Source organism: Brevibacterium sediminis (assembly GCF_024895295.1).
GTDB classification, from domain to species: domain Bacteria; phylum Actinomycetota; class Actinomycetes; order Actinomycetales; family Brevibacteriaceae; genus Brevibacterium; species Brevibacterium sediminis.
The window spans coordinates 438,930-464,300 of sequence record NZ_JAHQRN010000002.1; the positions used below are offsets into that span (position 1 = coordinate 438,930).

24 protein-coding genes are annotated in these 25,371 nt (G+C 65.6%); 13 read left to right on the forward strand and 11 right to left on the reverse strand.

Annotated features, from left to right (window positions below; all coding sequences use genetic code 11):
• Window positions 1–11 precede the first annotated feature (11 nt).
• From hemL to ccsB, 6 genes are all read left to right on the forward strand, one after another.
• Window positions 12–1,373: a glutamate-1-semialdehyde 2,1-aminomutase gene (gene hemL / locus KTJ89_RS06355; RefSeq protein WP_139907263.1), complete on the forward strand. Its 1,362-nt coding sequence runs from the start codon at window positions 12–14 to the stop codon at window positions 1,371–1,373.
• Complete coding sequence (locus KTJ89_RS06360) at window positions 1,370–2,011, forward strand: histidine phosphatase family protein (protein WP_139907264.1); 642 nt, start codon at window positions 1,370–1,372, stop codon at window positions 2,009–2,011. Before hemL ends, KTJ89_RS06360 begins: the two co-directional genes overlap by 4 nt.
• The gene (locus tag KTJ89_RS06365) at window positions 2,008–2,607 is read left to right on the forward strand and encodes a TlpA family protein disulfide reductase (protein ID WP_139468606.1); all 600 of its coding nucleotides are present in this window, start codon (window positions 2,008–2,010) and stop codon (window positions 2,605–2,607) included. The genes KTJ89_RS06360 and KTJ89_RS06365 overlap by 4 nt, the downstream gene beginning before the upstream one ends.
• The gene (locus KTJ89_RS06370; protein ID WP_259357111.1) at window positions 2,604–3,368 is read left to right on the forward strand and encodes a cytochrome c biogenesis CcdA family protein; all 765 of its coding nucleotides are present in this window, start codon (window positions 2,604–2,606) and stop codon (window positions 3,366–3,368) included. Before KTJ89_RS06365 ends, KTJ89_RS06370 begins: the two co-directional genes overlap by 4 nt.
• Complete coding sequence (gene resB, locus KTJ89_RS06375; RefSeq protein WP_259357112.1) at window positions 3,368–5,035, forward strand: cytochrome c biogenesis protein ResB; 1,668 nt, start codon at window positions 3,368–3,370, stop codon at window positions 5,033–5,035. The genes KTJ89_RS06370 and resB overlap by 1 nt, the downstream gene beginning before the upstream one ends.
• A 155-nt stretch (window positions 5,036–5,190) precedes the next feature.
• Window positions 5,191–6,195 carry a c-type cytochrome biogenesis protein CcsB gene (gene ccsB / locus KTJ89_RS06380; RefSeq protein ID WP_139907266.1) on the forward strand — a complete coding sequence of 335 codons (1,005 nt, stop codon included), beginning with the start codon at window positions 5,191–5,193 and terminating at the stop codon, window positions 6,193–6,195.
• 515 nt (window positions 6,196–6,710) lie between these two features.
• Here ccsB and KTJ89_RS06385 read toward each other — a convergent pair.
• A complete protein-coding gene (locus tag KTJ89_RS06385; protein WP_139468603.1) occupies window positions 6,711–7,154 on the reverse strand; it encodes a PLD nuclease N-terminal domain-containing protein in 444 nt (147 codons plus the stop codon).
• A gap of 84 nt (window positions 7,155–7,238) precedes the next feature.
• On the opposite strand from KTJ89_RS06385, the gene KTJ89_RS06390 reads away from it, so the two are divergent.
• The gene (locus KTJ89_RS06390; RefSeq protein ID WP_101546796.1) at window positions 7,239–7,529 is read left to right on the forward strand and encodes a DUF4229 domain-containing protein; all 291 of its coding nucleotides are present in this window, start codon (window positions 7,239–7,241) and stop codon (window positions 7,527–7,529) included.
• A 137-nt stretch (window positions 7,530–7,666) separates the two neighbouring features.
• Here KTJ89_RS06390 and KTJ89_RS06395 read toward each other — a convergent pair whose 3' ends face one another.
• From KTJ89_RS06395 to KTJ89_RS06405, 3 genes are read right to left on the reverse strand one after another with little or no spacing between them, the layout of a single operon-like run.
• Complete coding sequence (locus KTJ89_RS06395) at window positions 7,667–8,599, reverse strand: 1,4-dihydroxy-2-naphthoate polyprenyltransferase (RefSeq protein ID WP_062861278.1); 933 nt, start codon at window positions 8,597–8,599, stop codon at window positions 7,667–7,669.
• 38 nt (window positions 8,600–8,637) lie between these two features.
• On the reverse strand, window positions 8,638–9,870 hold the full coding sequence (locus tag KTJ89_RS06400; RefSeq protein WP_259357113.1) for an AMP-binding protein: 1,233 nt from the start codon (window positions 9,868–9,870) through the stop codon (window positions 8,638–8,640).
• A 25-nt stretch (window positions 9,871–9,895) separates the two neighbouring features.
• Window positions 9,896–10,816 carry a 1,4-dihydroxy-2-naphthoyl-CoA synthase gene (locus tag KTJ89_RS06405; protein WP_062861280.1) on the reverse strand — a complete coding sequence of 307 codons (921 nt, stop codon included), beginning with the start codon at window positions 10,814–10,816 and terminating at the stop codon, window positions 9,896–9,898.
• A gap of 112 nt (window positions 10,817–10,928) precedes the next feature.
• Between KTJ89_RS06405 and KTJ89_RS06410 the strand changes: the two genes are divergently transcribed.
• Window positions 10,929–12,089 carry an o-succinylbenzoate synthase gene (locus KTJ89_RS06410; protein WP_259357114.1) on the forward strand — a complete coding sequence of 387 codons (1,161 nt, stop codon included), beginning with the start codon at window positions 10,929–10,931 and terminating at the stop codon, window positions 12,087–12,089.
• A 52-nt stretch (window positions 12,090–12,141) separates the two neighbouring features.
• On the opposite strand, the gene KTJ89_RS06415 is transcribed toward KTJ89_RS06410, so the two are convergent.
• Window positions 12,142–12,852, reverse strand: coding sequence for a hypothetical protein (locus KTJ89_RS06415; protein WP_259357115.1), 711 nt, complete (start codon window positions 12,850–12,852; stop codon window positions 12,142–12,144).
• Window positions 12,853–12,867: 15 nt separating this feature from the next.
• Window positions 12,868–14,394 (reverse strand): alpha/beta hydrolase, encoded by a 1,527-nt coding sequence (locus tag KTJ89_RS06420; RefSeq protein ID WP_259357116.1) that lies wholly within the window; start codon window positions 14,392–14,394, stop codon window positions 12,868–12,870.
• Window positions 14,395–14,453: 59 nt separating this feature from the next.
• On the opposite strand from KTJ89_RS06420, the gene menD reads away from it, so the two are divergent.
• A complete protein-coding gene (gene menD, locus KTJ89_RS06425; protein WP_259357117.1) occupies window positions 14,454–16,220 on the forward strand; it encodes a 2-succinyl-5-enolpyruvyl-6-hydroxy-3-cyclohexene-1-carboxylic-acid synthase in 1,767 nt (588 codons plus the stop codon).
• Between the two features lie 57 nt (window positions 16,221–16,277).
• Here the strand turns inward: menD and KTJ89_RS06430 are convergent, their stop codons facing one another.
• The gene (locus KTJ89_RS06430; RefSeq protein WP_259357118.1) at window positions 16,278–17,648 is read right to left on the reverse strand and encodes an isochorismate synthase; all 1,371 of its coding nucleotides are present in this window, start codon (window positions 17,646–17,648) and stop codon (window positions 16,278–16,280) included.
• 82 nt (window positions 17,649–17,730) lie between these two features.
• Between KTJ89_RS06430 and KTJ89_RS06435 the strand changes: the two genes are divergently transcribed.
• The 4 genes from KTJ89_RS06435 to KTJ89_RS06450 all read left to right on the forward strand — a co-directional run bounded on the left by KTJ89_RS06435 (window position 17,731) and on the right by KTJ89_RS06450 (window position 22,005).
• Window positions 17,731–18,459 (forward strand): demethylmenaquinone methyltransferase, encoded by a 729-nt coding sequence (locus KTJ89_RS06435; protein ID WP_139468597.1) that lies wholly within the window; start codon window positions 17,731–17,733, stop codon window positions 18,457–18,459.
• A gap of 2 nt (window positions 18,460–18,461) precedes the next feature.
• Window positions 18,462–19,763 carry a geranylgeranyl reductase family protein gene (locus tag KTJ89_RS06440; RefSeq protein ID WP_259357119.1) on the forward strand — a complete coding sequence of 434 codons (1,302 nt, stop codon included), beginning with the start codon at window positions 18,462–18,464 and terminating at the stop codon, window positions 19,761–19,763.
• Between the two features lie 94 nt (window positions 19,764–19,857).
• Complete coding sequence (locus KTJ89_RS06445) at window positions 19,858–20,868, forward strand: polyprenyl synthetase family protein (protein ID WP_259357229.1); 1,011 nt, start codon at window positions 19,858–19,860, stop codon at window positions 20,866–20,868.
• Window positions 20,869–20,937: 69 nt separating this feature from the next.
• Entirely contained in the window at window positions 20,938–22,005 is a 1,068-nt protein-coding gene (locus tag KTJ89_RS06450; protein WP_259357120.1) for a permease, read from the forward strand.
• Window positions 22,006–22,046: 41 nt separating this feature from the next.
• Here the strand turns inward: KTJ89_RS06450 and KTJ89_RS06455 are convergent, their stop codons facing one another.
• From KTJ89_RS06455 to rarD, 4 genes are all read right to left on the reverse strand, one after another.
• The gene (locus KTJ89_RS06455) at window positions 22,047–22,790 is read right to left on the reverse strand and encodes a hypothetical protein (protein WP_172173669.1); all 744 of its coding nucleotides are present in this window, start codon (window positions 22,788–22,790) and stop codon (window positions 22,047–22,049) included.
• The gene (locus KTJ89_RS06460; protein ID WP_172173666.1) at window positions 22,787–23,704 is read right to left on the reverse strand and encodes an ABC transporter ATP-binding protein; all 918 of its coding nucleotides are present in this window, start codon (window positions 23,702–23,704) and stop codon (window positions 22,787–22,789) included. Before KTJ89_RS06460 ends, KTJ89_RS06455 begins: the two co-directional genes overlap by 4 nt.
• A 3-nt stretch (window positions 23,705–23,707) precedes the next feature.
• Window positions 23,708–24,109, reverse strand: coding sequence for a GntR family transcriptional regulator (locus KTJ89_RS06465; RefSeq protein WP_172174274.1), 402 nt, complete (start codon window positions 24,107–24,109; stop codon window positions 23,708–23,710).
• Between the two features lie 188 nt (window positions 24,110–24,297).
• Complete coding sequence (gene rarD, locus KTJ89_RS06470; RefSeq protein ID WP_259357121.1) at window positions 24,298–25,209, reverse strand: EamA family transporter RarD; 912 nt, start codon at window positions 25,207–25,209, stop codon at window positions 24,298–24,300.
• Window positions 25,210–25,371 lie beyond the last annotated feature (162 nt).

Genomic DNA, 25,371 nt, shown 5'->3' on the forward strand with positions numbered 1-25,371 from the left:
AGAGGAGAACCATGACGACAGCAGAGACGAACGGTCACATCACCGATCGGTCCGCCGCCCTCTTCACCCGCGCCGAGGCGGTCATCCCCGGCGGAGTGAACTCCCCGGTCCGCGCGTTCAAGGCCGTCGGCGGAACCCCCCGTTTCATCACCGAGGCGACCGGTGCGTGGCTGCGCGACGCCGACGGCAACGACTACATCGACCTCATCGGATCCTGGGGTCCGATGATCATGGGCCACTCCCGCCCCGAGGTCGTCGCCGCCGTCCAGGAAGCCGCCGTCAAGGGATTCTCCTTCGGCACCCCGTCGACCGGTGAGGTCGAACTCGCCGAGGAGATCGTGCGCCGCGTCGATCCCGTCGACCAGGTGCGCCTCGTGTCCTCAGGCACCGAGGCGACGATGTCGGCGATCCGTCTGGCCCGCGGTTACACGGGACGGTCCAAGGTCGTGAAGTTCGCCGGCTGCTACCACGGTCACGTCGACTCGCTGCTGGCCCAGGCCGGCTCCGGGCTGGCCACCTTCTCTCTGCCCGACACACCCGGAGTCACCGGAGCCCAGGCACAGGACACGATCGTCGTCGACTACAACGACGCCGCCGGTCTCGAAGCCGTATTCGCCGAACACGGTGAGGACATCGCCTGCGTCATCACCGAGGCCAGTCCCGGCAATATGGGCGTCGTGCCTCCCCGCGACGGTTTCACGAACACCATCCGCCGGCTGACCAAGGCCCACGGTGCGCTGATGATCAGCGACGAAGTGATGACCGGTTTCCGCGTCTCCGCCGCCGGCTGGTACGGCTATGAGTCCGAGACTCTCGGCTACCCGGAGGGCCCGGCCGACCTGTTCACCTTCGGCAAGGTCATGGGCGGCGGCTTCCCGGCAGCGGCCTTCGGCGGTCGCGCCGAGATCATGGCCCACCTCGCCCCCTCCGGCCCCGTCTACCAGGCCGGAACGCTCTCGGGCAATCCGGTGGCCACCGCTGCCGGTCTGGCCACGCTCAAGCTGACGACCGAACTCGACGTGTACTCGCACATCGGTCGTGCCGCGGACATTCTGCGCCCGGCCGTCGCTGCAAGCCTGGAAGCTGAGGGCGTCGCCCACGTCATCCAGTCGGCGAACTCGATGTTCTCCGTGTTCTTCACCGACACCGACGTGACGAACTACGACCAGGCACGGGCTCAGAACGTCGACCGCTACACCGCCTTCTTCAACGCCATGCTCGATCAGGGCATCCATATGCCCCCGAGCGCGTTCGAAGCCTGGTTCCTGTCCTACGCCCACACCGATGAGATCCTCGACCGGATCATCAGCGCCCTGCCGGCGGCGGCCAAGGCAGCGGCCGCGGTTCCGGAGGCCGGGAAGGCGCAGTCATGACCACCATCCACCTCGTCCGCCATGGCGAAGTCGACAACCCCGACGGCATCCTCTACGGGCGTCTGCCGCATTTCGGTCTCACCGAGCGCGGACACGAGATGGCCGTGCGCGTGGCCGAGCACTTCCACGCCGCGCCCACTCGTCCGGTCGAACTCGTGGCCTCCCCGCTGCTGCGGGCACAGCAGACGATTCGTCCGCTGTCGAAGTCCCTCGACCTGCCGGTGTTCGACGACGACCGGGTCATCGAGGCGGCGAATTCCTTCGAGGGACAGAAGCTCAATGCGCGTCGGCTGGCCGAGCCGAAGAACCTGGTGCGCCTCTACAACCCGCTCACCCCGTCCTGGGGAGAGCCGTACAAGCAGATCGTGCTGCGCATGCGGGCCGCGATGGCCAGTCTGAGAGCCAAGCTCGACCTCCACGGTCCGGACGCCGAAGGAGTCATCGTCTCCCACCAGCTGCCGATCTGGATGACGCGCCTGTCGGGGGAGGGACGTTCGCTCGTCCACGACCCGCGCAGACGCGAATGTGACCTGGCTTCTATCACCAGTTTCACATTCGATTCCTCCACACTGGTGTCCGTGAGCTATGAGAGCATCTGTGCGGATCTGCAGCCGGGCACCGCGGTGGCGGGAGCATGAGCTTCGGACGCCGTTCCCTCAACCGTCGGGCCCTCTTCACCTCGGCACTCGCCGCCGGAACGGCCCTGGCGCTCAGCGCCTGCAGCGAGAACGATGAGCTGGCCGATCAGGCCGGATCCGACCAGGGGTACGTCTCCGGCTCGGGAGTCGTCTCGCAGGTGGCGGCCGAGGACCGCGGCGAACCCCTCGATCTGAGCTTCGAGACCCTCGACGGAAAGTCGATGTCCCTGGCCGATCTGCGTCCCACCCCGGTCGTCGTCAACCTCTGGTACGCGGCGTGCCCGCCGTGCCGGAAGGAAGCCCCGGACCTGAAGTCCGTGTCCGAGGAATTCGGGGACAAGGCGCAGTTCATCGGCGTCAACGTCCGTGACCAGGAGGCTGCGGCCAACGCGTTCATCCAGAATTACCAGGTGCCGTACCCGAACATGCTCGATTCGAACGGTGAGATGGTGTCTCTGCTCTCCGGAGTCCTGCCCCCGCAGGCCACCCCTTCGACGGTGGTCCTCGACGCGAAGGGCCGCGCCGCGGCCAGAGTCGTCGGTGAGATCGATGCCTCGACTCTCAAGGGACTCATCGAGGACGTGCTGGCCGAGTGAGTGGACTCGGGGCGGACTTCGCCCAGACCGTCCTCTCCGGCCCGCTGCTGCTGGCTGCCGGCGCAGCGGCCCTGGCCGGACTCGTCTCGTTCGCCTCCCCGTGCGTGCTGCCCCTGGTCCCCGGCTATGTCGGGTACGTCACCGGGCTGTCCGGATCATCGCTGAGGGACAAGCAGACGTGGCGAGTGGTCGTGGGCATCAGCCTGTTCGTCCTCGGCTTCACCGTCGTCTTCGTGCTGCTGGGGACCAGCTTCTCCGCGCTGGGAGCGCTGTTCTCCCAATGGCAGTCGGTCATCCTGCGCGTCCTCGGCGTCCTCGTCATCCTTGCCGGGTTCGTGTTCATGGGCGGATTCGGTCTGCTGCAGAACGAACGTCGAATCCGCGCCAGACCGAAGGCCGGACTCTGGGGCGCACCGGTGCTCGGAGCGACCTTCGCCCTCGGATGGGCGCCCTGTGTGGGACCGACCCTGTCGGCGGTGCTGAGCATGTCTGTGAGCTTCGGCGGTGACGGGATGATCTGGCGCGGAGCGCTGTTGGCCTTCGTCTACTGTCTCGGCCTGGGCATCCCGTTCATCCTCCTGGCGCTGGCGATCCACAAGGGCGCGGGGCGACTCGTTTGGGTGCGCAAGCATCAGACCGCGATCGTGCGGGCCGGGGGCATCATGCTCATCATCCTCGGTGTGCTCATGGCCAGCGGCGTATGGAACATGTGGATGACCTCTCTGCAAGGTCTCATCAATGGATTCGAAGTGGTGATCTAGTGGCGGGCTCAACCGAAGGCTCGGAGAAGACACAGCCGAAATCGGGTGCGAAGACGACGGCGAAGCAGGGAGACAAGCCTGCCGCGAAGTCGACCGTGACGCAGCCGCAGCTCGGGTTCATCGGCATGTGCCGGTGGGCCTGGACCCAGCTGACGACGATGCGTGTGGCACTGATCCTCCTGCTCATCCTCGCCCTGGCCTCGATCCCGGGATCTCTGCTGCCGCAGCGGATCCAGGACCCGGGCCGGGTGAACACCTTCCTGGAGAACAACGGTGCCTGGGGACAGTTCCTCGACACCATCCAGATGTTCGACGTCTACTCCTCGGTGTGGTTCTCCGCGATCTATCTGCTGCTGATGATCTCCCTCGTCGGCTGCATCATCCCGCGGACGAAGCAGCACTGGAAGGCGATGCGCTCGTCCCCGCCCAAAGCACCGAGGCGGCTGTCCCGGATGCCCGGATACGCCGCCTTCACCTCGGCGCAGGCAGACGCAGACACCCGTGAGGATGCGGATGAGGCGTTCCTCGACGCAGCGGAGGCCCGGCTGAAGAAGTCCGGGTACCGCATCAACCGGCAGTCCGATCACATCGCCGCCGAACGCGGCTATCTCCGCGAGACCGGCAACCTCGTCTTCCACATCGCGCTGCTCATGGCGACCCTGACGATGGCGATCGGATCGCTGTTCGGCTACGAAGGTCAGCGCATCCTCGTCGAGGGGGAGACGTTCTCGAATTCGCTGGTCTCCTACGATTCCTTCGAACCCGGCTCCTACTACGATGCCGACAATCTGCCGGATTTCCGGCTCAAGCTCGACTCCTTCACCTCCACCTTCGACGATCAGGCGGCGGGCAACCAGTTCGGTCAGCCGCGCACCTTCGATGCGAAGGTGACGACGACGGCGGACGGGACGACCGAATCGCACGTCCTCAAGGTCAACGAACCGGTGCGCGTGGGCGGCGTCGGCGTCTATCTCACCGGCAACGGCTACGCCCCCGAGGTGACCGTGCGTGATGCGAAGGGCGATATCGTCCAGTCCGGTCCGCAGGTGTTCATCCCGGACGGCGGGGACCCCGGATACACGTCCGAGGGCGTCATCAAGGTCCCGGACTCGGCCGGCACGCAGATGGGCTTCGTCGGGGTGTTCCTGCCGACGGCCGCGCAGAATGAGGACGGTGAGCTGATCTCGAGCTTCGCCGAGCTGCGCAACCCCTACCTCGTGATGAGCGGGTACACCGGCGACCTCGGCCTCGATTCCGGAGTCCCGCAGTCCGTGTACTCCCTCGACGCAGAGAACATGACGGAGATGACCGACGAGTCGGGCAACCCGCTCGTCATCCAGCTCGCCGAGGGGGAGACGCAGAAGCTGCCGAACGGCGGTTCGGTGACCTTCGACGGAGTCAAGAAGTACATCGCCGTCGACATCTCCCAGGACCCGACACAGGCGCTCATGCTCATCAGCGCGATCCTTGTCCTGGCTGGGCTCGGCCTGTCCCTGTTCATTCCCCGCCGACGCGTATGGGTGCGGATCAAGAACGGCGACGCCGAGGTGGCCGCCCTGGCCCGCGGTGAGGATCCGATGGTCGAACGCGCCGTCAATGACCTGGTCAAGGACCTGCGCGATCCGGAACCCGATGAGAGTGAGCGCGGTGACGACGACGAAAGATGAACCCGAAGTACTACGCGGAGTAGAATAGCCGCGGAGTGCGCGTCGCCGGTGGCTTCGTCACGGAGTCGGCAGGGCGCGCACCGACATATGGTCAGACAGAGAGTCTGGCAGCAGCAACCTGCGACATAAGAGCACTTCAGCGGTGCGGAGGATGAATGGACGTCAACACTGACCTCGCAATGTGGTCGAACCAGCTGATCATCTCGGCGATGATCGTCTACGCCGTCGCCATGATCTTCTACGCCTTCGATCTCTTCGGCGCGCGTGAGCTCAAGACCTCCGAAGCCGAGGTCGCCACCTCGGCCAAGGCCAGCACGGTGCGGCGGACGAACCGGAAGACGGCGACGACTGCCGTCCTCGACCGACCCGGCGACGACGACTCCGCGACGGTGAAGTCATCCCGGAAGAACAAGCACCGCGGAGCCCGCATCGGCACCTCGCTGCTGGTGCTCGCCATGCTGCTGCACGTCGGCGGCGTTCTCACCCGTGCCCTGTCTGTCTCCCGTGTGCCGTGGGGCAACATGATGGAGTACGTCCTCACCGCCACCGCGATCACCGTCATCGTCTTCCTCGTCGTGCTGACGAAGAAGGACGTGCGCTATCTGGGAACGTTCGTCTCCGGGGGAGTCCTGCTGTGCCTGGGACTGGCGATCACCGTCTTCTACACGCCTGCCGCGAAGCTCATCCCGGCGCTGGATTCGTACTGGATCGCCATCCACGTGCCGATCGCGATCCTCTCGACCTCACTTCTCTACATCTCTGCGATCTTGGCAGTCTTCCAGATTCTGAAGAGCGTGCACGAGACCAAGGATCCGAAGTGGCTGCGGTTCCTCCACCGTCTGCCCTCGAGCACCGACCTCGAGCGGATCTCCTACCGGATCGCGGCAGTCGGCTTCATCACCTGGACGTTCACACTCATCGCCGGTGCCATCTGGGCCGAAGTGGCCTGGAGCCGTTACTGGGGCTGGGACTCCAAAGAGATCTGGACGTTCGTCGTCTGGGTCATCTACGCCGCGTACCTGCACGCCCGTGCGACCCGCGGTTGGGGCCCGACGAAGGTGGCTGTGCTCAACCTCATCGGCATCGCCTCGGTGATCTTCAACTTCACCGTCGTGAACATGTACTTCAACGGCCTGCACTCGTACTCCGGGCTCGACTGAGGCGCTGGGTCGCCCTCAAAGCCGCTCTGACGTAGCCGAATTCTGCTGACGGCCCAGTCTGAGGCGAACAGCCCATGTTTGAAACAGGGCTCTCCGCCTCAGACTGGGCCGTTTGCGTGCTGATTCGATGGCGTGATCTGGCGGCGGACGACCGTTTCGGCTCGGACTGCTCTGAAATCACCACGTTCTTCGGTGTGTAATTCAGAGAAAGCAATGACTATTCGTTGAATCGCAGCATGGCAACGCGCCTGCAATATCGATGCCGTTGTCGAACAGCGGCAGTGCGGCGCGGCTGCGGCAGGGGGTGAGAGCGGGAAGCTGCTTGTCCGCGAAGACTTGTCTGCTTCACGGCAGCAGCTGGCCCGCGAGGGGTCTCTTACCGCGGAGACGTCTTCACACGGGGATGATCTCGCACACCAGATGGGTCAGCACGCGAGGATGGTCGAGCTCGCCGGAGACGTCAGAACGCGAAGATGGTCTCGCACCGATGAGGCGAAAGTGCGCCGAGGATGTGCTCAGTTCGAGCGGCCGCGGCCGTCGCCCTTGGTGCCCCGGTCATCGGAATCGGCTGACGTATCAGCGGAGGAATCAGCGGGATCGCCGTCATCTTCCGGCTTGCCAGAATCATCGCGCGGAGATTCCTTCTCGTCGTTGTCCTGAGCCGGAGGCGCATGCTTGCCGAGCTTGAGTTCGCGATCGACCTGTCGCAGATAGTCCGGATCATCATCCGGGGCGACCTGACCGCGAGGGCGGGTGCCGCGGGTGGGCTTGTCTTCCGAACCGCGTCCGAACAGGTACCAGAGGATGAACCCGAGGACGGGAATGAAGAGGATGATGAGTGCCCATACGGGTTTGGGCAGGACTCGAATCAGACCCCGATCGCGCAACAGGCAATCGAAGAGTCCGTACAGTGTCACCGCTGCCGCCAGGACGATCGCGGCAATGAGTAGTCGAGCCATGCAACAAGGATAGTCCACCAACCTGAGCGCGGCCTCCAGCGGGCGGTGACAAGACTGTCACGATCGGAGGCTAAAATGAGTTCAATGCGCACCTTCTGGCTCTACACACTCGCTCGCTTCGGCCTCATCATCGCCGCCGGCCTCGTTCTGTTCCCGTTCCTCGGCTTCAATCTCGTCATGGCGATCGCCGCCATCATCATCGGCGCGCTGCTGAGCTACCTCTTGCTCGGCAAGATGCGCGCCCAAGCAGCGACCGAGATCGAAGCGAAGGTCGCCAAGCGAGCCTCCAAGCCCAAGCGCGTCGGCGCCGACGAAGCGGCAGAAGACGAGATCGTCGAGGAGCGCCTTGGAGAAGACGGCGACCAGTCCAAATGAACTTGTGGCTCAGCCGAATGAGCTGCGGCTCGGCTGAGCCGGCTCAGATCCGAATGAGCTGGGGCCTTCCAGCGCGCTGATCCTTGGAACACCAGGCGGCTGAGCCTTGGAACGCCAGGCGTCAGCACTGAAATGCCTCAGAGTGCCAGGCCGAGACCCATCAGTGCGGAGAAGGCCAAACCGGTCAATCCAGTGGATTTGATCGGCGGAATCAGGCCAGGGCCCGTTGTGCCGCTGAGCACCGTCTTGAGTGGGTTGAGTGCTGGGACGAGGGCAAGGATCGCCAAGGCCACGGCGGGATGTCCGTCGAGGATCGCCAGCGCCAGCAGCGCGAATGGCAGCAGCACGAGCACCGCATAGGCGATGCGTGCGGCATTGTCGCCCATCCGCACGGCCAGGGTGATCTTGTCTGCCTCGATGTCTGTCGGGATATCGCGGAGGTTGTTGACCATGAGCACAGCCGAGGCCAGAGACCCGATTGCCACGGCACCGGCCCAGCCGCTGAGGCTGAGATGACCGACCTGCATCCACATCGTGCCCAAGGTCGCCACGAGCCCGAAGAACACGAACACGAAGACCTCGCCGAGGCCCATATAGCCATATGGTCGTTTGCCCCCGGTATAGAACCAGGCGGCGGCGACGGCTGCGGCTCCTACGACGAGGAACCACCAGGCCTGTGAAATGAGGATGAGCACGATGCCCGCGACTCCGGCCAGGCCGAAGAAGATGAAGGCGGCCCGTTTGACCTCGTGAGGTTCGGCCAGTCCGGTCGCGGTGAGACGGACTGGTCCGACACGTTCGTCATCGGTGCCGCGGATGCCGTCGGAGTAGTCGTTGGCGTAGTTCGAGCCGATCTGCAGGCACAGGGAGACGAGGAGAGCGAGGAATCCGCGCAGCAGGATCTGTCCGAAGCTGACGTGGTCGTCCTTGCCCGAGATGTCGTCGAGGATGAAGGCGGTGAATCCGCCGAGCGATCCGATCGCGGCGCCGGTTCCGATGAGGACGGGTGCGAGAGCCAGGGGCAGAGTTCGCAGTCGAGCTCCAGAAATCCACTGGGCGGCATCAGCCATAGTCCTCGCTCACCTTCCTGTCGAATTGTGGAGCCGTCTTATGTTACCGGTAGTTCACCGGGATGGGTATTCGCATCACGCGCGATGAGATCGGCGGCGATGCGGGCCGCCGCCCGGCGATCGGGTTTGCCGATCGACCGGTTCGGAATCTCGGCGACCGCGAAGACGAGCTGCGGCAGCAGCTGCCCCGTCATCCCGTGATCGAGGGCGTTGAGTCTCTGTGCCGATTCTTGCGGATCCTCGGCTCCGACACCACCTCCGCCGTCGGCGAGGCGAACGAGCGCGACGATCCGTCTGCCCCATTCCTCGTCGGGCACCCAGGTCACGAGCATCTCCTCGATTCCCGCCTTCTGCCAGCTCGGCAGCAGGCCGGTCTCCAGGGCGTGCGGGGAGACGTTCGTGCCCCCGGAGACGATGATGTCGTCGGCTCGACCGAGCACGCTGAGCACACCGGAATCGATCCGACCCAGATCGCTGGTGTGCATGATGCGCCGTCCCGCCTCGTCGACGGTGAAGGCGGGGGACTCGACCGGTCTGATGGTTCCATCGATGCCGATCTCGACGTAGCCGTCGGCGACGACGGGGCCGCTCAGATCGATCGTTCCCGCCTCGGTGATGGTGACGTCGACGCCGTCGAACGGAACCCCGTCATAGACGCAGCCGCCCGCCGTCTCGCTCATCCCGTAAGTCCGTACGATCGCCAGGCCCGCGGCCTCGGCGCGCTCGAGCAGGGACGGTGAGATCGCCGCCCCGCCGAGGAGGATGTGCGTGATCCGTGCGGCTGCAGCGGTCGCCGCGTCGTCCTCGAGGATGCGGTGGAGCTGGGTGGGCACGAGCGAGGTGTACGTCGGTCGGTCGCCCGCCCGTTCCAGCAGAGTCGCGACCTCGGCGGCGAAGGACTGGGCGGTGAACCTCGCCGAGGCGGCCCTGACCGGGGCGCGGCCCGCCAGACGGGCGCGCAGCTCGACTTGGAACCCGGCGATGTGGTTGACCGGCAGGCACAGATGCCAGTCACCCGGCCCCGAGAGGAACCGTTCGGTCGCCCGGGCCGAGGTTGTCAGCGCGTCTGCTGACAACGCCACCGCTTTCGCCTTCCCTGTCGACCCGGAGGTGAAGAGGATGAGGGCCGGAGCGGGAACAGGTCCTGCCCACTTGCCGGGGGACGCCTCGGTGACGGCACCGTCCCGATCCGAGGGGAGGATGAGGATCGAGGTCCTGGTCAGTGCCCGATCAATCGCCTCGGGCAGCTCGTGAGGGCTGAGTTCGCGCATGGACACAGTTATGGGAACCGGCCGCTCAGTAGTACCAGGGGAACGGCGACCAGTCGGGATCGCGCTTTTCGAGGAAGGCGTCGCGGCCCTCGACCGCCTCGTCGGTCATATAGCCCAGTCGGGTGGCTTCGCCGGCGAAGACCTGCTGGCCGACGAGCCCGTCGTCGACGAGGTTGAAGGCGAACTTGAGCATGCGCTGCGCGTTCGGTGACTTGCCCAGGATCTCCCGCGCCATCTGCAGGGCTGCGGTCTCGAGATCGGCGTGGTCGACGATTTCGTTGACGGCACCCATATCGGCCATCTCCTGCGCGGAGTAGGTGCGGCCGAGGAAGAAGATCTCGCGGGCTTTCTTCTGCCCGACCATCTTCGCCAGGTAGGCGGAACCGTAGCCGGCGTCGTAGGAGCCGACATCGGCATCGGTCTGCTTGAACTTCGCGTGTTCGCGTGAGGCGATCGTCATATCGCAGACGACGTGGAGGCTGTGGCCTCCGCCGGCTGCCCAGCCGGGGACGACGGCGATGACGACCTTCGGCATGGTGCGGATGAGGCGCTGGACCTCGAGGATGTGGAGGCGGCCGGCACGAGCCGGATCGACGCTTTCACGGGTCTCACCGGAGGCGTACTGGTAGCCGGAGCGGCCGCGGATGCGCTGGTCGCCGCCGGAGCAGAAGGCCCAACCGCCGTCCTTCTCGCTCGGGCCGTTGCCGGTGAGCAGCACGGCGCCGACGTCGGAGGTCTGGCGGGCATGGTCGAGGGCGCGGTAGAGCTCGTCGACGGTGTGCGGACGGAAGGCATTGCGGACTTCTGGGCGGTCGAAGGCGATGCGCACACAGCCGATGTCGTTGCCGGTGGCGGGGTCGATGGCCCGATGGTAAGTGATATCGGTGAAGTCGAAGCCGGAGACTTCGCGCCAAGCAGAAGGGTCGAAGATTTCAGAAACCGTCATGACCCCAGCCTAGCGCTTGGTCGTTGAGGTCAGGTTCGGGGCCGGGCGGCGGACGGTGAGGTTCCGAACGGCAGACAGGAGTGGCAGGGTCGGCGGAGGTTAGTCTGGGCTCATGGCCGATTTCGCACGTTCGCACCCTGGCACACTGGACTCAGAGGCTCCGGCTGCCGCACTTCTTGATCTGCCGCAGCGCTTCGAGGAGGTCATCGAGGACCTGCATGTGGTGCGGCTGCCGATGGTCACCCGGTTCCGGGGGATCACGGAGCGGGAAGTGGCGCTCTTCACCGGCCCCTCCGGGTGGGCGGAGTTCTCCCCGTTCGTCGAATACGGCACCGAGGAGGCCAGCCGGTGGCTGCGTGCCTCCCTCGAATTCTCCGGGCTGATCCCGCAGAAGACCGGCCTCGCCGAGGCGGCCCCCTCCACCGTTCCCGTGCGCGATTCCTTTCCGGCGCAGGTTGAGGCGGGGACGAGCGGTGAGACCGTCGACGTCAACGGCACCCTGCCCGCCTGTCCACCTGATCAGGTCGCACCGATCCTGTCGCGCTATGACCGGGTCGGCACCGTCAAGGCGAAGGTCGCCGAGCACGGATTCGCCTCCCTCGAGGAGGATCTGACACGCCTACGGGAATTCCGCAGGCTCTACCCCGAGACGACGCTGCGCCTGGATGCGAATGCCGGATACACGATCAGCGAAGCCCTTGATGCCTGTGAGACATTTGCCGAGTTCGACCTCCAATACTTCGAACAGCCGGTGCCCGAGGTCGAGCAGCTGGCCGAACTGCGCGAGGAGCTTGCCCGGCGAGGACTGCCGATCGTCATCGCCGCCGACGAATCCATCCGCAAAGCCGAGGACCCGCTGCGCGTGGCCGAACTCGGAGCGGCCGAGGTCATCATCGTCAAGGTCCAGCCGCTGGGCGGGATCGGCGCCGCCCTCGAAGTCATCGGCGCTTCGGGCCTGCCTACTGTCGTGTCCTCGGCTCTCGAGTCATCCGTCGGCCTGGCCGCCGGAGCCGAACTCGCCGCCAGACTGCCTCGCACCGATCGCAGCCGGGACATCCTCGGCGATCGGGTGGCCTGCGGGCTGGGCACCGGGCGTCTCTTCACCGCCGATGTCGTCGCGGAGGAGGCGGCCCTGACTCCGGTCAACGGCGCCATCCCGGTCACGCGAATCGTCCCGGACCCTGACCGCCTGGAGCAGCTGGCGGTGGATCCGGGACGATTCGCGTGGTGGGCCGACCGGCTCCAGGATTGCTGGAGCGCCTTGCGAGACTGAGCCGATTCTGATTGAACTGATACCGCCTGAATCGACTCGCGGGCGAACCGGGTCAGCCTGCGTTCTTCACCGCGTCGACGAAGGCACCGGCGGTCTTCGTCACGGTGGCCTCTTCGACATCGGCGATATTGGAAACGGCCACGACATTGTTGCCGACGAGGGCGTAGACCATGCGCAGGTTCATTGCTGTCTGTCCGCCGGCCTCGACGGAGGCGACGATTCCATTGGTCTCGTCTGCCCCGTCGACTTTGGCGTCGAAGGTCTTGTACTTCATCGACATCTCGACGCCGGCGGTCTTGATCTTCACATCGCTGCATTCTTCTGCGATCTTCGAGGCGCCCTCGATCTGGGTCTGTGCGCCGTCCAGATCGTCATAGCTCGACAGTGCCGCGGAGAGGATGTTGTCGGTGGAGGTTCCAGCGACCGTGGTGCCTTTGGAGGCGAGGTTGGCGTTGAGGAGGTTCATGGTGATGTCTTTGCACTTGGCCGGTTCGAACTCAGAACTCTCCAGGGCCTTGACGGCCTCGCTGGAGGAATTGCCGGCACCGTCGACGGCCTTGAACGATTGACCCTCGGCCTTGGTCGACTCAAGGATCTCCTTGAGCTTCGCCTCATCGAGTTTGCTTGCCTGCGGGGTCTCTTCGGCTGGCGCCTGCGAGGAGTCACCGCCGCTGTCAGCCTGGTCCGGCTTGTCTCCTCCACCCGTGCAGCCGACGAGGGAGAGTCCGGCGAAAAGAGCGATGGCTGGGAGTATGCGTTTCATGGTTGACCTCTCGAGTCAGCGTTCTGAAGAATCAGCGGCCGTCGATTCGCGACCGCTCTCAATATAGACGCCAGTGGGATCGTCCGTGGATTCTGTCTGTGACGGATCTGGAACATCGGCTGTGGACCTTTCGCCATCGACGGCCGTGTCGCCCGGTGCCGAGGCGATCCTCACCGTGGTCACCTCGTCCTGTCCCAGCGTGGCGAAATGAGCGGTGCGCTTTCCGGGGATGATCGGATCGTGCATGGCCGCGGCCAGGCGACCGGTGAATGTCAGCCGCCCTTTCTTGTCGGCTTTCTGCTGATAGGCATTGTCCCCGCTGGGACCGGACACGCTGATGTCGTAGCGGCGGCCGGGATCGAAGAGACCTGGAGTGCGCACGCGGAAGCTGCCGGTCCCGGTCAGAGAGAATCCGGCGGCGCTGACGGCGTCGAAGCGCACCACCTGCGCGCGACGACGGGAGATCTCCACCCGCCACCCATGGATGTCGAAGAGGGCATGGCCGGTGAGGAAGGTGAACTGTCCGCCATCGGCCACGCGATCTGTCCGACGACGATCCGAACTCGCATAGTTGCGCCGCCTGGAGAGGGTCTTCAGCCAGGCCCCGAGTTCCCGTTCCCAGCTCGTCCAGTTGTGCAGGCCGCTGGTGCGCGGAAACCAGGAATGGCGGATGCCGAGGGAGTTGAGACGGGCAGAGAAGCGCTCGCCCTGCGAGCTGATCATCGACTCCAGAAGGTCGCGATCCTTCGCCCCTTCGAGGCTGCCGGAACCGGCGCTGAACCACAGGTCGAGGCCGCGGAGGTTCTCGGCCAGAGCGTACGGGGAATTCGCCAGCCATTCGCTGCGGTCGAGAGCGGGATCGCCGAACAGGCTCAGTGATCGCGCGCCTTCGCGCATCGCGATGATGTCGAAGGCGGGCACGGTCGACAGAGGATCCAGAGGAGAGGAGAACGCGGCGGCCGATCCGTACCTGTCGGGATGCCAGGCCGCGTACTTCATCGCCCCGTACCCGCCCATCGACAGCCCCGCCACCAGCTGGCTGGCAGGCGCCCAGTCGACGGAGAAGTTCGCCTTGAGGAACGCCGGGATCTCCTCGGTGTGGAAGCGCGGCCAGTCGTGGACCTTGCTGCCGACAGCTAGACGCGAATAGGTTCCTGCTCCGCCGTCGGGCATGACGACGAGGTACGGGGAGTCGAGGGTGAGCCCCTCGGCGGATCCGAAATCCGTCCACGACCGGAAATCATCGCCGCCTCCGTGGAAGAGGTGGATGACGGGGCTGACCTCGGCGGGAATCCCCGGCAGCAGCACACGCACGCCGACGGTGCGACCGAGCGCGGGGGAGTAGAGGAAGAATTCGCGCAGCCTCGGCGAGAGCTTCCGTTTGTCCCGGATATGCCAGGTCCGGGCGTCCTTCCCGCGGGGTTCGGGGCCGAGGAAGGAGGTGGTCTGGTCGCGGGCGGGATAGCGTCCGCGATGGGAGCGGGCCGCGGTCAGAGTGCGGATGGCTCGTGCTCCCATCGCAATGATCAACGAGCGGCGCATTTTTCGAGGTTAGAGGGCGGAGGTGAACCACAGGTGGTCAGGTGGTTGAATAACAGGTGATGTCGAATTCGAGCGCGGTGGCGCAGCAGATTGCCCGAAGCCTGGTCCATTCCGGGGTCAGTGATGTCGTCTTCGCCCCCGGTTCACGGTCCGCCCCCTTGGTCTATGCTCTGGCTCCGCTCGCCGAGGCGGGGCTCATCCGCACTCACGTGCGCGTCGATGAGCGTGATGCCGCCTTCCTCGCCCTCGGCTTGGCCCGCGGTCTGCGTGCGCGCGGCTGTGAGTCCGCCGTGGCGGTCGTGACGACGTCCGGCTCGGCCGTGGCCAATCTCCATCCCGCCGTCCTCGAGGCCTCGTACGGGCACGTGCCGCTGCTGGCGCTCACCGCGGATCGTCCCGCTCGGCTGCGCGGCACCGGAGCCAACCAGACCATCGATGACCAGTCGCAGGTGCTCAGCGATGTCCGCGCCCGGTTCGATATATCCGCCGGTGAGACCGCGGAGGCGGTCCACCGAGCGATGTCAGACGCCGTGGCCGCAGCGTTGGGATCACGCTCGGACACCGCCACCGAGGCGGCCGGCCCCGTCCAATTCAATGTGCAGTTCGACACCCCCTTGGTTCCCACCCCGGAGGAGTTGGACACGTGGAAGGACGAGATCGGCGAGCTGGTCGGGAACGCCGCCGGGCAGCGTTCGGCCACAACCGGGTCGGAGTCTCATTCGAACCTCAGTGTCATCGTGACCGAAGGAACCGTCATCGTTGCCGGAGACGCAGGCGGGCATTCGGCCGAGTCCCTGCGCGCGCTCGCCGCCGATCATCATCTGCCGGTGCTTGCCGAACCCTCGAGCCCGCTGGCCCGCACCTCTGCCGATCATTCGAACTCGTCGGCCACAGGAGCCGCCGAAGCGTCGACTCTCGTGCCCGCCCATGCCCGCGTGCTCAGCGATCGCTCCGATCTGTGCGAGGCGATCCGCACCGTCATCGTCCACGGAAAACCGACCCTGACCAGGCCCGTCGCCGCGCTGCTCGCCGACGAAACCGTGACCGTGCAGCGAATTCCCGACGCCGTCGATGCATTCGACCTGACCGTCCGCGACGAGAGAACCGTCGCGGACGACGAGACGGCTGCGGGCGAGACGCAGGGCGCCGCCGCCTCGGAGCAGACCTGGGTGCGCGACTGGATCGACGCCGGGACGTCGCTGCTCGCAGCCGCACGAACAGAGCGGTCTGCGGAACGATCCCCGGAACCGAGCACGGGAGAGACTTCGGGCGCCGCCTCGGCGAAGGATTTTCAGGCGACGGCACGGACGATCACCGAGCACCTGGCCGCCCAGGACATCACTCTCTTCGTCGCCAGCTCGAACTCGGTGCGTTACCTCAGCGACGCCACCGATATCCGCGCCCGCATCCACGCCTCACGCGGACTCGCCGGAATCGACGGACTGATCTCGACGGCGACAGGACTGTCGCTGGGCCTGGGGGAGCCGGTCGTCCTGCTCATCGGTGATATCGCCATGCTCCACGACATCGGTGGACTGCTCACCCCGAGCGCCGAGGATGCCGGTGACGTGACGATCGTCGTGCTCAACGACGACGGGGGAGCGATCTTCTCCGGGCTCGAACATTCCCAGCCCCACCTCGAAGGTTTCCTGGAACGATATTTCACCGTTCCCCACGGTCGCGGTTTCGCCGACCTCGCTGCAGGGTACGGATGGGATCATGAACAGGTGACCAGCGCTGAGGAATTCGAAGCGGTTCTCGGCCGCATCGACGGACAGCGAGACGCCGGTGCCCGTCGCATCATCGAGGTGACGGCACCGCACTAGGCGACGGAACTGTCACCGGTCTTCCGAAAGCAGGGGAGGTGCGGTGAGCGCGAGAAGTCAGTCTCGGTCGAGACCGAGCGCCCGGCGCATCGGGGCCAGCTTCGCGTTCGTCTCGGCCACCTCGGTGGCGGGATCCGAATCCGGCATGATCCCGGCACCGGCATACAGTCGGATGCGGTTGCGGTCCTCGAGCTGGCCGCAGCGCAGGGCGATGCCGAACTGGCCGTTGCCGCGCCCGTCCATCCATCCCACGGGACCGGAGTAGCGGCCGCGGTCGAGGGGTTCGAGCTCATCGACGCGAGCCACGGCGCTCGCCTGCGGGTAGCCGCCGACGGCGGCAGTGGGGTGGACCGCTGCGGCGACGTCGAGGGCGGTGAGCCCGGAATCGGGGGAGAGATTCGCCTGCGCATCGGAGGCCGAATGGATGACATTGGCCAAAGGCAGCAGGTGGGGGCGCTCATCGACGGTGACATCCTCGGCGACCGAACCCAGACTGCGCTGCAGCGAGGCGATGGCGAACGCATGTTCGGTGCTGTCCTTGTGCGCGCTCAGCAGCTTCCGAGCCGCCGGCATCTCCTCCATCGGGTTCTTCTCCACCCGGTAGGTTCCGGCCAGCACTCGTGAGGTCACTCTGTTGTTCTCGACCCCGATGAGCAGCTCCGGGGTCGACCCGATGAGACCGGCGATATCGAAGGTCCAACAGCTCGGGTAGCTGCGGTTGAGCGCACCGAGCACCGCACGCACGTCGATGTCCTCTCCGGTGGTGACGACCTCGTCGCGGGCGAGGACGATCTTGCGCAGAGTCGGATCATCCGAGAACGCGTCCACCTGCGCCGAATTGTCGATCGGAGTGAGCATGGCGGCGACCTGCTCGACGAGCCGGGACCATTTGTCGGGATCGAGCTCGCCAGCTTCGGCATGGGCCGAGTGCACGCGCTGCAGCGGTTCGGCATGGAGGATCGGCGGCAGGGGAGGTACCTCGGCCGTCGAGATCGAGGTCAGCCACACGCGGCCGCCGCGGCGGCCGAGGACGAATTCGGGGACATGGATGATCGAATCGACCGCGGATTCCCCCGAATAGGCGACCGTGGCAAAGCACATGAGTCCGGAACCGAGCAGATCGACCTCATCCTCGATCTCAGCCGCCTCGGTGATGGCCTTCCACGCATCCGAGAGTTCGGTGAACCTCTCGGGGCCGCGGGCCCGTATGCGCAGAGTGCGGCCGAAGCCGATGAGGCCGGAGGTGTCACGGACCCAGCAGGAGAAGCCGTCGGTGGGCAGCAGTTCGAGCGTCTGCTCCACGGTCGTGGGCAGTCCCGATTCGAAGGGGAAGCCAGGCCCCGGATCGACATCGTCGACGAAACGGGACCGCACATGCAGGCGCGGAGGGGCGGAGAGGATGTCGGAAGTGCCGAAAGTCGTAGTCATGTCGCCTCGATTCTAGTTGAGGATCGCGAGTACCAGGGATCCGGATTCGCCCTCCCGGTTCGGGTGTTGAGAGAATATGGTCATGAACCGTGCCAAGCTGGACAAACAGCCCGCAGACGTCGCGTCGATGTTCGACGATGTCGCCTCCCGCTACGACCTCACGAATGACGTCCTCTCCTTGGGCTTCGCCCGTGCCTGGAGGCGCACCGTGGCCCATTCCGTGGCCGCCGGGCCCGGTGAGCGCGTGCTCGACTTGGCTGCCGGCACCGGCACCTCCTCGATGACGTTCACCCACCACGGCGCCGAGGTGGTGGCCGGGGACATCTCCACGGGAATGCTCGCCGAGGGACGCCGTCGGCACCCGCAGATCGACTTCATCTACGCCGATGCGATGGACCTGCCTTTCGCCGATTCGAGCTTCGACGTCGTCACGATCTCCTTCGGCATCCGCAACGTCCACGATGTCGACCTGGCGCTCACCGAGATGCTGCGCGTGCTCAAGCCCGGAGGACGTCTCGTGATCTGCGAATTCTCCACTCCGACGCTCGATGCCTTCAGCCTCGTGTACAAGGAGTACCTGATGAGAGCCCTGCCGCCGCTGGCCCGTGCCGTGTCGTCGAACCCCGAAGCCTACGTCTACCTGGCCGAGTCGATCCGTGCCTGGCCGAACCAGGACGCCTTCGCCCATCAGATCCTCGACGCCGGCTTCGACCAGGTGAAATACCGCAACCTCACCGGCGGAATCGTCGCAGTCCACCATGCCCTCAAACCCACCGAGGCGGCAGGCGCCACGGAGCCGGCCCAGCCTTGACGATGAACGAGTTCGATGCCGAAGTCGTCGTCGTCGGTGCCGGCCCGGCCGGCTCGGCGATCGGCGCCTATCTCGCCCAAGCCGGGCACGAGGTCATCATCCTGGAGAAGTCCGGATTCCCGCGCGACAAGATCTGCGGCGACGCCCTGACCCCGCGCGCGGTCAAGGAAGCCGGCTACCTCGGAATGGAGCTGCCGGAATCCGACGGCTGGCACCGCAACAAGGGGCTGCGCCTCATCGGCGGCGGCCACCGGCTCGAACTCGACTGGCCCGAGATCGACGGCACCCCGAACTACGGGGTGACTCGCCCCCGGATGAGCATGGACGAAGCCTTCGCTCGTCATGCCCAGCGCAGCGGGGCCCGGCTCTTCGAACAGGTTCGCGCCATGTCCCCGGACGTGGGCGACGACGGGTGGATCCGCGGCGTCCACGCCTCCGGAACAGATCACCGCGGTCGCCGAGTGGGCCCCGAAGCCCACTTCCGGGCACCGATCGTCATCGCCGCCGACGGAGTCTCCTCCCGCCTGGCCGTGTCCATGGGGTTGGAGAAGCGCGACGACCGTCCGATGGGAATCGCCGCCCGCGCCTATCACACGACGCCACGGCATGCCGATGACTACATCGAATCCTGGGTGGAGATGCGGTCGACGAACGCGGCCGGGGAATCCGAGACCCTGCCCGGATACGGGTGGATCTTCCCCCTCGGCGACGGCACGGTGAACATCGGTGCCGGACTGCTCGACTCCTCACCCCAGTTCAAATCCGTGGATCTGCGGGGAATGATGAACCAGTGGATCGCCGACATGGGCCACGAGTGGGGCATCGACGAAACCACCTCACTGGGTCCGATCAAATCCGCGGCCCTGCCGATGGCCTTCAACCGCACACCGCACTTCCACCGTGGACTGCTGCTCGTCGGCGACTCCGGCGGAATGGTCAACCCGTTCAACGGCGAAGGCATCGACTACGCCCTGGAATCCGCACGCATCGCCGCCGAGGTGATCTCCACCTATTCGCGCTACCCGCAGTCCGTGATGCGTCGTCGGTTGGAGGAGTACCCGGCTCTGCTCGGAGATTCGCTGGGCGGCTACTTCACCCTGGGACGCGTTTTCGCCTCGATCATCGGCCATCCTGCGCTCATGCAGTTCGGAATCAAGTACGGTATGGGTGTTGACGTTGTGATGGAGTTCGTCGTCAAATTGTTGGCGAACCTCTACCGCGACCCGAAGGTCTCCGAGGCCGATCTCATCGACAGGATCATCTCGGCCCTGACCCGAATCGTCCCGGCCACCAGCAATGTCTGAGCGCAAGGACCACGGTGAGACCACAGTGAAGAACTCTGAGCGCAAGGGCTGCGACAACACCATGCCGACACCGACTACGACGAATGACGAGGACATGAGCCACCCAGCCTCTCCGGCCACCTTCACCGGTGACGACGCCCAGCTCGCGGCAGAGCTCTCGACTCAGTTGGAAACCGTGGAGGCCCGTCTCTACGAGGTCACCGAACAGACGCGGAGACTGCCGGACGAGACATCGAAGCATCTGCTGGCCGCCGGCGGAAAACGCGCCCGCCCGAACCTCGTGCTGCTCACCGCCCGCCTCGGCGATGCGGAGAACGACGACATCATCGATGCGGCCGTCGCCGTCGAACTCATCCACCTCGCCTCGCTGTACCACGACGACGTCATGGACGATGCTCCCGTGCGCCGCGGTGCGAAGGCCGCCCATGAGGTGTGGGGCAATTCGGTGGCGATCCTCACCGGCGATCTGCTGTTCTCCAAGGCCTCCGGCGTCACCGCGAAGCTCGGTCCCGAAGCCGTGCGCATCCAGGCCGAGACGTTCGAGCGTCTCGTCCTCGGTCAGCTCAACGAATTCGCCGGCCCGCCCGAAGGCGCCGACGAGATCGAGCATTACATCCAGGTACTCGCCGACAAGACCGGATCGCTCATCGCGACCTCGGCGCGCTTCGGCGTCATGTTCTCCGGAGCCGATTCGGCCCTGGCCGAACCGGTCCGGGTCTTCGGCGAACGCGTCGGTGTGGCCTTCCAGCTCGCCGATGACATCATCGACCTCACCACCACATCCTCTGAGTCGGGGAAGACCCCGGGCACGGATCTGCGCGAACGCGTTCCCACCCTGCCCGTGCTCTACGTTCGGGCTGCTGCCGCCGACGGGGATGCCGCCGCCGCCGAGGTGGTCGGCCTCCTCGACGCGGATCTGACCTCCGATGACGCTTTGGAGACCGCCCGTGCGGCGCTGGCAGCGCATCCGGTGACGGAGAAGGCCCGAGCAGAGGCTGCGCGCTGGGCCGAAGAGGCCAAGGCGGCTCTGGCGCCGCTGCCGGAGGGCCAGATCAAGGAATCGCTGTTCGCCTTCGCCGACTCCGTCGTCGCCCGCACGTCCTGAGCTCCCACCCCTCACCGTTTCTCTACTGTCTCTCAGCCGTTTCGGCACAGGCACAAAGGACATACCGCGATGACGCATACCTCGGCTTCGGCACCGGTTCGGACTCCGCAGAGGCTCAGCGCCGCCGACTGGATCGGACTCGGCATACTCGCGGTGCTGCTCGTCGTCGGCCTGAGCTGGTCGAAATGGCTGCCGTACTGGGACAAGGCCTGGACGATGAGCCGGACGTCCCTGTGGGACGGTACCCCGCTGTTCGACGCCGCCGGAGACACGGTGTCGCTGTCGGGCGCGTGGGACTTCACGCTCGTGTACTTCACCGCCGTGTGGAAAGCGCTGCTGGTGGCACTGCTCGTCGCGGCGGCAATCGACGCACTGGTGCCGCGTGACTGGCTGCTGAGGCTGCTCAACCGCCGCAGCCACACAGGTCAATCCCTCGTGGGTGCCGCCTTGTCGATGCCGTCGATGATGTGCACCTGCTGCGCGGCACCGGTGGCCGCAGGCCTGCGGGACTCGGGTGTGCGCCGTTCGGCAGCTCTTGCCTATTGGGTGGGCAATCCGCTGCTCAACCCCGCGGTCATCATCTTCTTGGCCCTCGTCCTGCCGTGGCAGTACATGGCGGTGCGCATCGTCTTCGCGCTCCTCGTCGCGGTCGGTGCCGCCGCGCTCATCGGACGGTGGGTGAACGGCCCCGCCGAGGCGGCACCCGAGCCCGCACCCGCCTCGGCGAATCTGCTGTCTCTGCCCACGCGCTATCTGCGGTCCTTGGCCAGGTTCACCCTCATCCTCGTGCCCGAACACCTCGCGCTCGTCTTCGTCATCGGACTCATCGCACCGTGGCTGACCGGTGTCTTCGGGCTCGAAGCCCAATTGGGTGCCGGTGCCGTCCTCATCGTGGCGGTTGTGGCGACCCTATTGGTCATCCCCACCGGCGGAGAGATCCCGATCATCCTCACCCTCGTTCCCCTTGGGGTCGGGGCCGGTGTCACGGGTGCTCTGCTCATCGCCCTGCCGGCGCTGAGCATCCCGTCGATGGTCATGGTCGGACGGGCCATGGGGTGGAAGACGACAGCAGCGATGGGTGCGGCCGTGGCGGTTGCCGCGGTACTGGCTGGGGGAGCGCTGGCCCTGCTCAGCTGAGCAGCCGACCGCGGCGCCGCCTCGGTGAGGGCGATAGCGGACTATGTCGTCAGGCGGCGCAGGGTGAGGTACGAGCCCAGGGCGAAGATCACTGTCAGCCCCAGAGCCCACAGGGCCAGGCCGATCGCCTGCGCACCCACGATCGCTGCCCATACTTCGGGCCAGGCCCGATTGACGTTGATCCACGCAGCCCCGGCCAACAGAGCCAAGGCGATGCCGGTGAGAGAGATCGTAAGGATGAGGGCGCCGACGCGTTTGTAGAAGATCGCAAACCAGAAGCCGAGGACGAAGCACATCATCGTGAGCACGAAGTAGACGAACCCGGCACCGAGCGGGCCGTGTTCCCACACCCACGACAGGTAGGCGAAGTAGCCGCCTATGCCATAGCCGTCGGTGGCCTGTTCGATGAGTCCCAGGAGGACGAACACGGAGGAGACGCCCGCGGCGCTGATCGCCGCGGCGGTGAGGGAGCCGAGGCAGAATTCCCGTCGGGTGAGGCTCATCGCCTGGGAGAAGTAGAACGTGAGGTTCACCGCCTGTGCACCGACGACGGCGAAGTACCACAGCGGCGCTTGCGAACCACCGCTGTATTTGGGGGAGTCCACGCCTGCGGAGGCGATGATCCAGTGGATGATGAGCGTGATAAGCCACGCGGCGACAAGAATGAGCAGAGGCACCCAGACGAAGGTCTGCGTGTTCGTGAACTGCAGACGGACGACGCCGAGGATCCGGTTCTTCGGTCGCGATGTGCGGGATCCGGGCGGATGGTCGATGACGGCGGTCATGATTGCAGGCTCCTTGAGTCGGTCTCCGCTGCCGATGTCTCGGCGAGATCTGCCTGGGTGCTGCGGACGACGAGCTGTTGCAGCGAGACGGGAGTGAGGTCGAGGTTGGCGTCGGCGATGAGTTCGCGGTCGGCATTGCTGAGGTGGCCGAGCATCGTCACCGAGGCGACTCGGCCGAGTGATTCGCGGTGGATGACTTCGCGACCGGAGACGAGCCGATTGATCGAGTCGGCATCCCCGACGACGTTGACCGCGCGACTGCGGACCTCCTCGGTGGTCTCATCCATGATGATCCGGCCGCGGTCGATGACGATGACCTTCTCGATGAGATCGGCGACCTCGTCGATGAGATGGCTCGAGAGCACGATGGTGCGCGGGTGCTCGGCGTAGTCGGCGATGAGACGGTCGTAGAAAGTCTGCCGGGCAACGGCGTCGAAGCCGAGGTAGGGCTCATCGAAGAACGTGATCTCGGCCCGGGAGGCGAGGCCGATGATGACTCCGACAGCCGACTGCTGACCGCGGGAGAGCTTCTTGATCGGCGTCTTCAGCGGCAGATCGAAGTCCGAGACGAGTTGGTCGGCGAAGTCCTGATCCCAGTGGGGGAAGAACAGGCGGGCGTTGGTCAGAGCATGCCGGGCATTCGAGTCGTCCGGATACTTCTGGCTCTCACGGACGAAGCACATGCGATTGAGTACGCGGGCGTTCTCGTACGGCTCCTCCCCGAAGACCTCGACGTCGCCGCTGGTCGCGAAGTTCTGGGCCGTGAGGATGGACATGAGGGTGGTCTTGCCGGCGCCGTTGCGTCCGAGCAGGCCGTAGATCGAATCCTCGTCGATGCTCAGGCTGACATCGTCGAGGGCGGTGGTGGTCTTATACGTCTTGGTGAGGCGGCGGACCTCGACGACGGAGTTCATGGGTCATCCCTTCGCTGCGGTCGGATCGAGTGCGGTGGTCAGGTGGAGTTCTCGGGAGCGCTCTTCGATGAGCGCGATCACGTCCTTCGACCCCAGCCCGAGGCGATTGGCCTCGTTCAGCAGGGGGCTGATGAAGTTCTCGGAGAAGGTGGTTCGGTGTTCGTTGATGAGCAGAGCGCGGGCCCCCTCGGTGACGAACATTCCGATGCCGCGGCGCTTCTCCAGCACACCTTTGTCGACGAGTCGGTTGATGCCTTTGGCGGCGGTGGCCGGATTGATGGAGTAGAAGGTCGCGAGCTCGTTCGTCGATGGTGCTCGGGAGAGCTCGGGCAGGGTGCCGTTGAGGATCGAGTCCTCGACCTTCTCGGCGATCTGAGTGAACAGGGGTTTGGCGTCGTCGATCACATTCGCCTCCATGTAGGTTGGTTAGTTACTTAACTAATGAACCATGGTGCCAATGGTGGTGTCAAGGGCCGGAGACGATTCGATCGGGTAATCCTGGAACCCGCCCCAATTACTACCTGACGGCGGCCCAGCAACCTGGCGCGAGGTTGCTGAGCCGCCGTCAGGTAGCAATAGAGAGGTGTCGGGGGTCAGCGGCGCCGGCTGTGGCGGATCATGTCCGTGCACAGCAGGATCACGGCGATCCAGATGACGAAGAACCCGATCCAGCGGGTCGTCGACATCATCTCGCCGAGCACCGTGACGCCGAGGGTGAATTGGATGGTCGGAGTGAGGTACTGGAGCATGCCCACCCAGGACAGCGGGATGCGGCGGGCGGCGGCGCTGAAGAGGATGAGCGGGATCGCGGTGGCGGGCCCGGTGATGATGATGACGAAGATGTGCCAGCCGCCGAAGTCGGTGAACGTCTGCAGTCCCAGCGAGCCGAGGGCGATGAGGTAGATCGCCGAGGGAACAGCGAGGACGAGACTTTCGACGGCCATGCCTTCGAGCGCGCCGACTCGGCTGCCGACCTTGTTCTTCACCAGCCCGTAGAGGCCGAAGGACAGGGCGACGGTGAACGCGAGGTAGGGGACTCGGCCGAGGCCGATGCCGACGATGATGACCGCGAGCAGACCGAAGCCCACGGCAGTCCACTGCAGCGGGCGCAGCTTCTCACCGAGGAAGATCACGCCCAGGCCGATGGAGATGAGCGGATTGAGGTAGTAGCCGAGTGAGATCTCGACGAGCTGGTTGGTTTCGACCCCATAGATGAACGTCGTCCAGTTGATGGCGATGAGCACCGAGGCCAGAAGCAGCAGGCCGAAGAGGCGTGGTGAGCGCAGAATCTGCCAGGTGCGCAGGAACCCGCCGGTGAAGACGAGGAGGATGGCGCAGAAGACCAGCGACCAGATGACCCGATGGGAGACGAGTTCGAGGGCGCCGGTGGGGGCCGCGGCGGCGAAGAGCAGCGGCATCACACCCCACAGCAGGTAGGCGGAGAATCCGTTGATCAGGCCGGCACGGCGGATTGCGCTCTCATCGGGGGCAGGGTTCTGGCTCACATGCTTCAGTCTAGTGAGGGCTGGGTTCGGGGGAGCCGGCGGGATCGCCGGTGAGATGGCAGGGCGGTGAGGGGTGCAGTCTGCCGACCGGGCGGCGGTGATGCGAGTTTCGTCACGTCATTGTAAGGATGACCTACATTGACGATAGACTCGATGGGACTG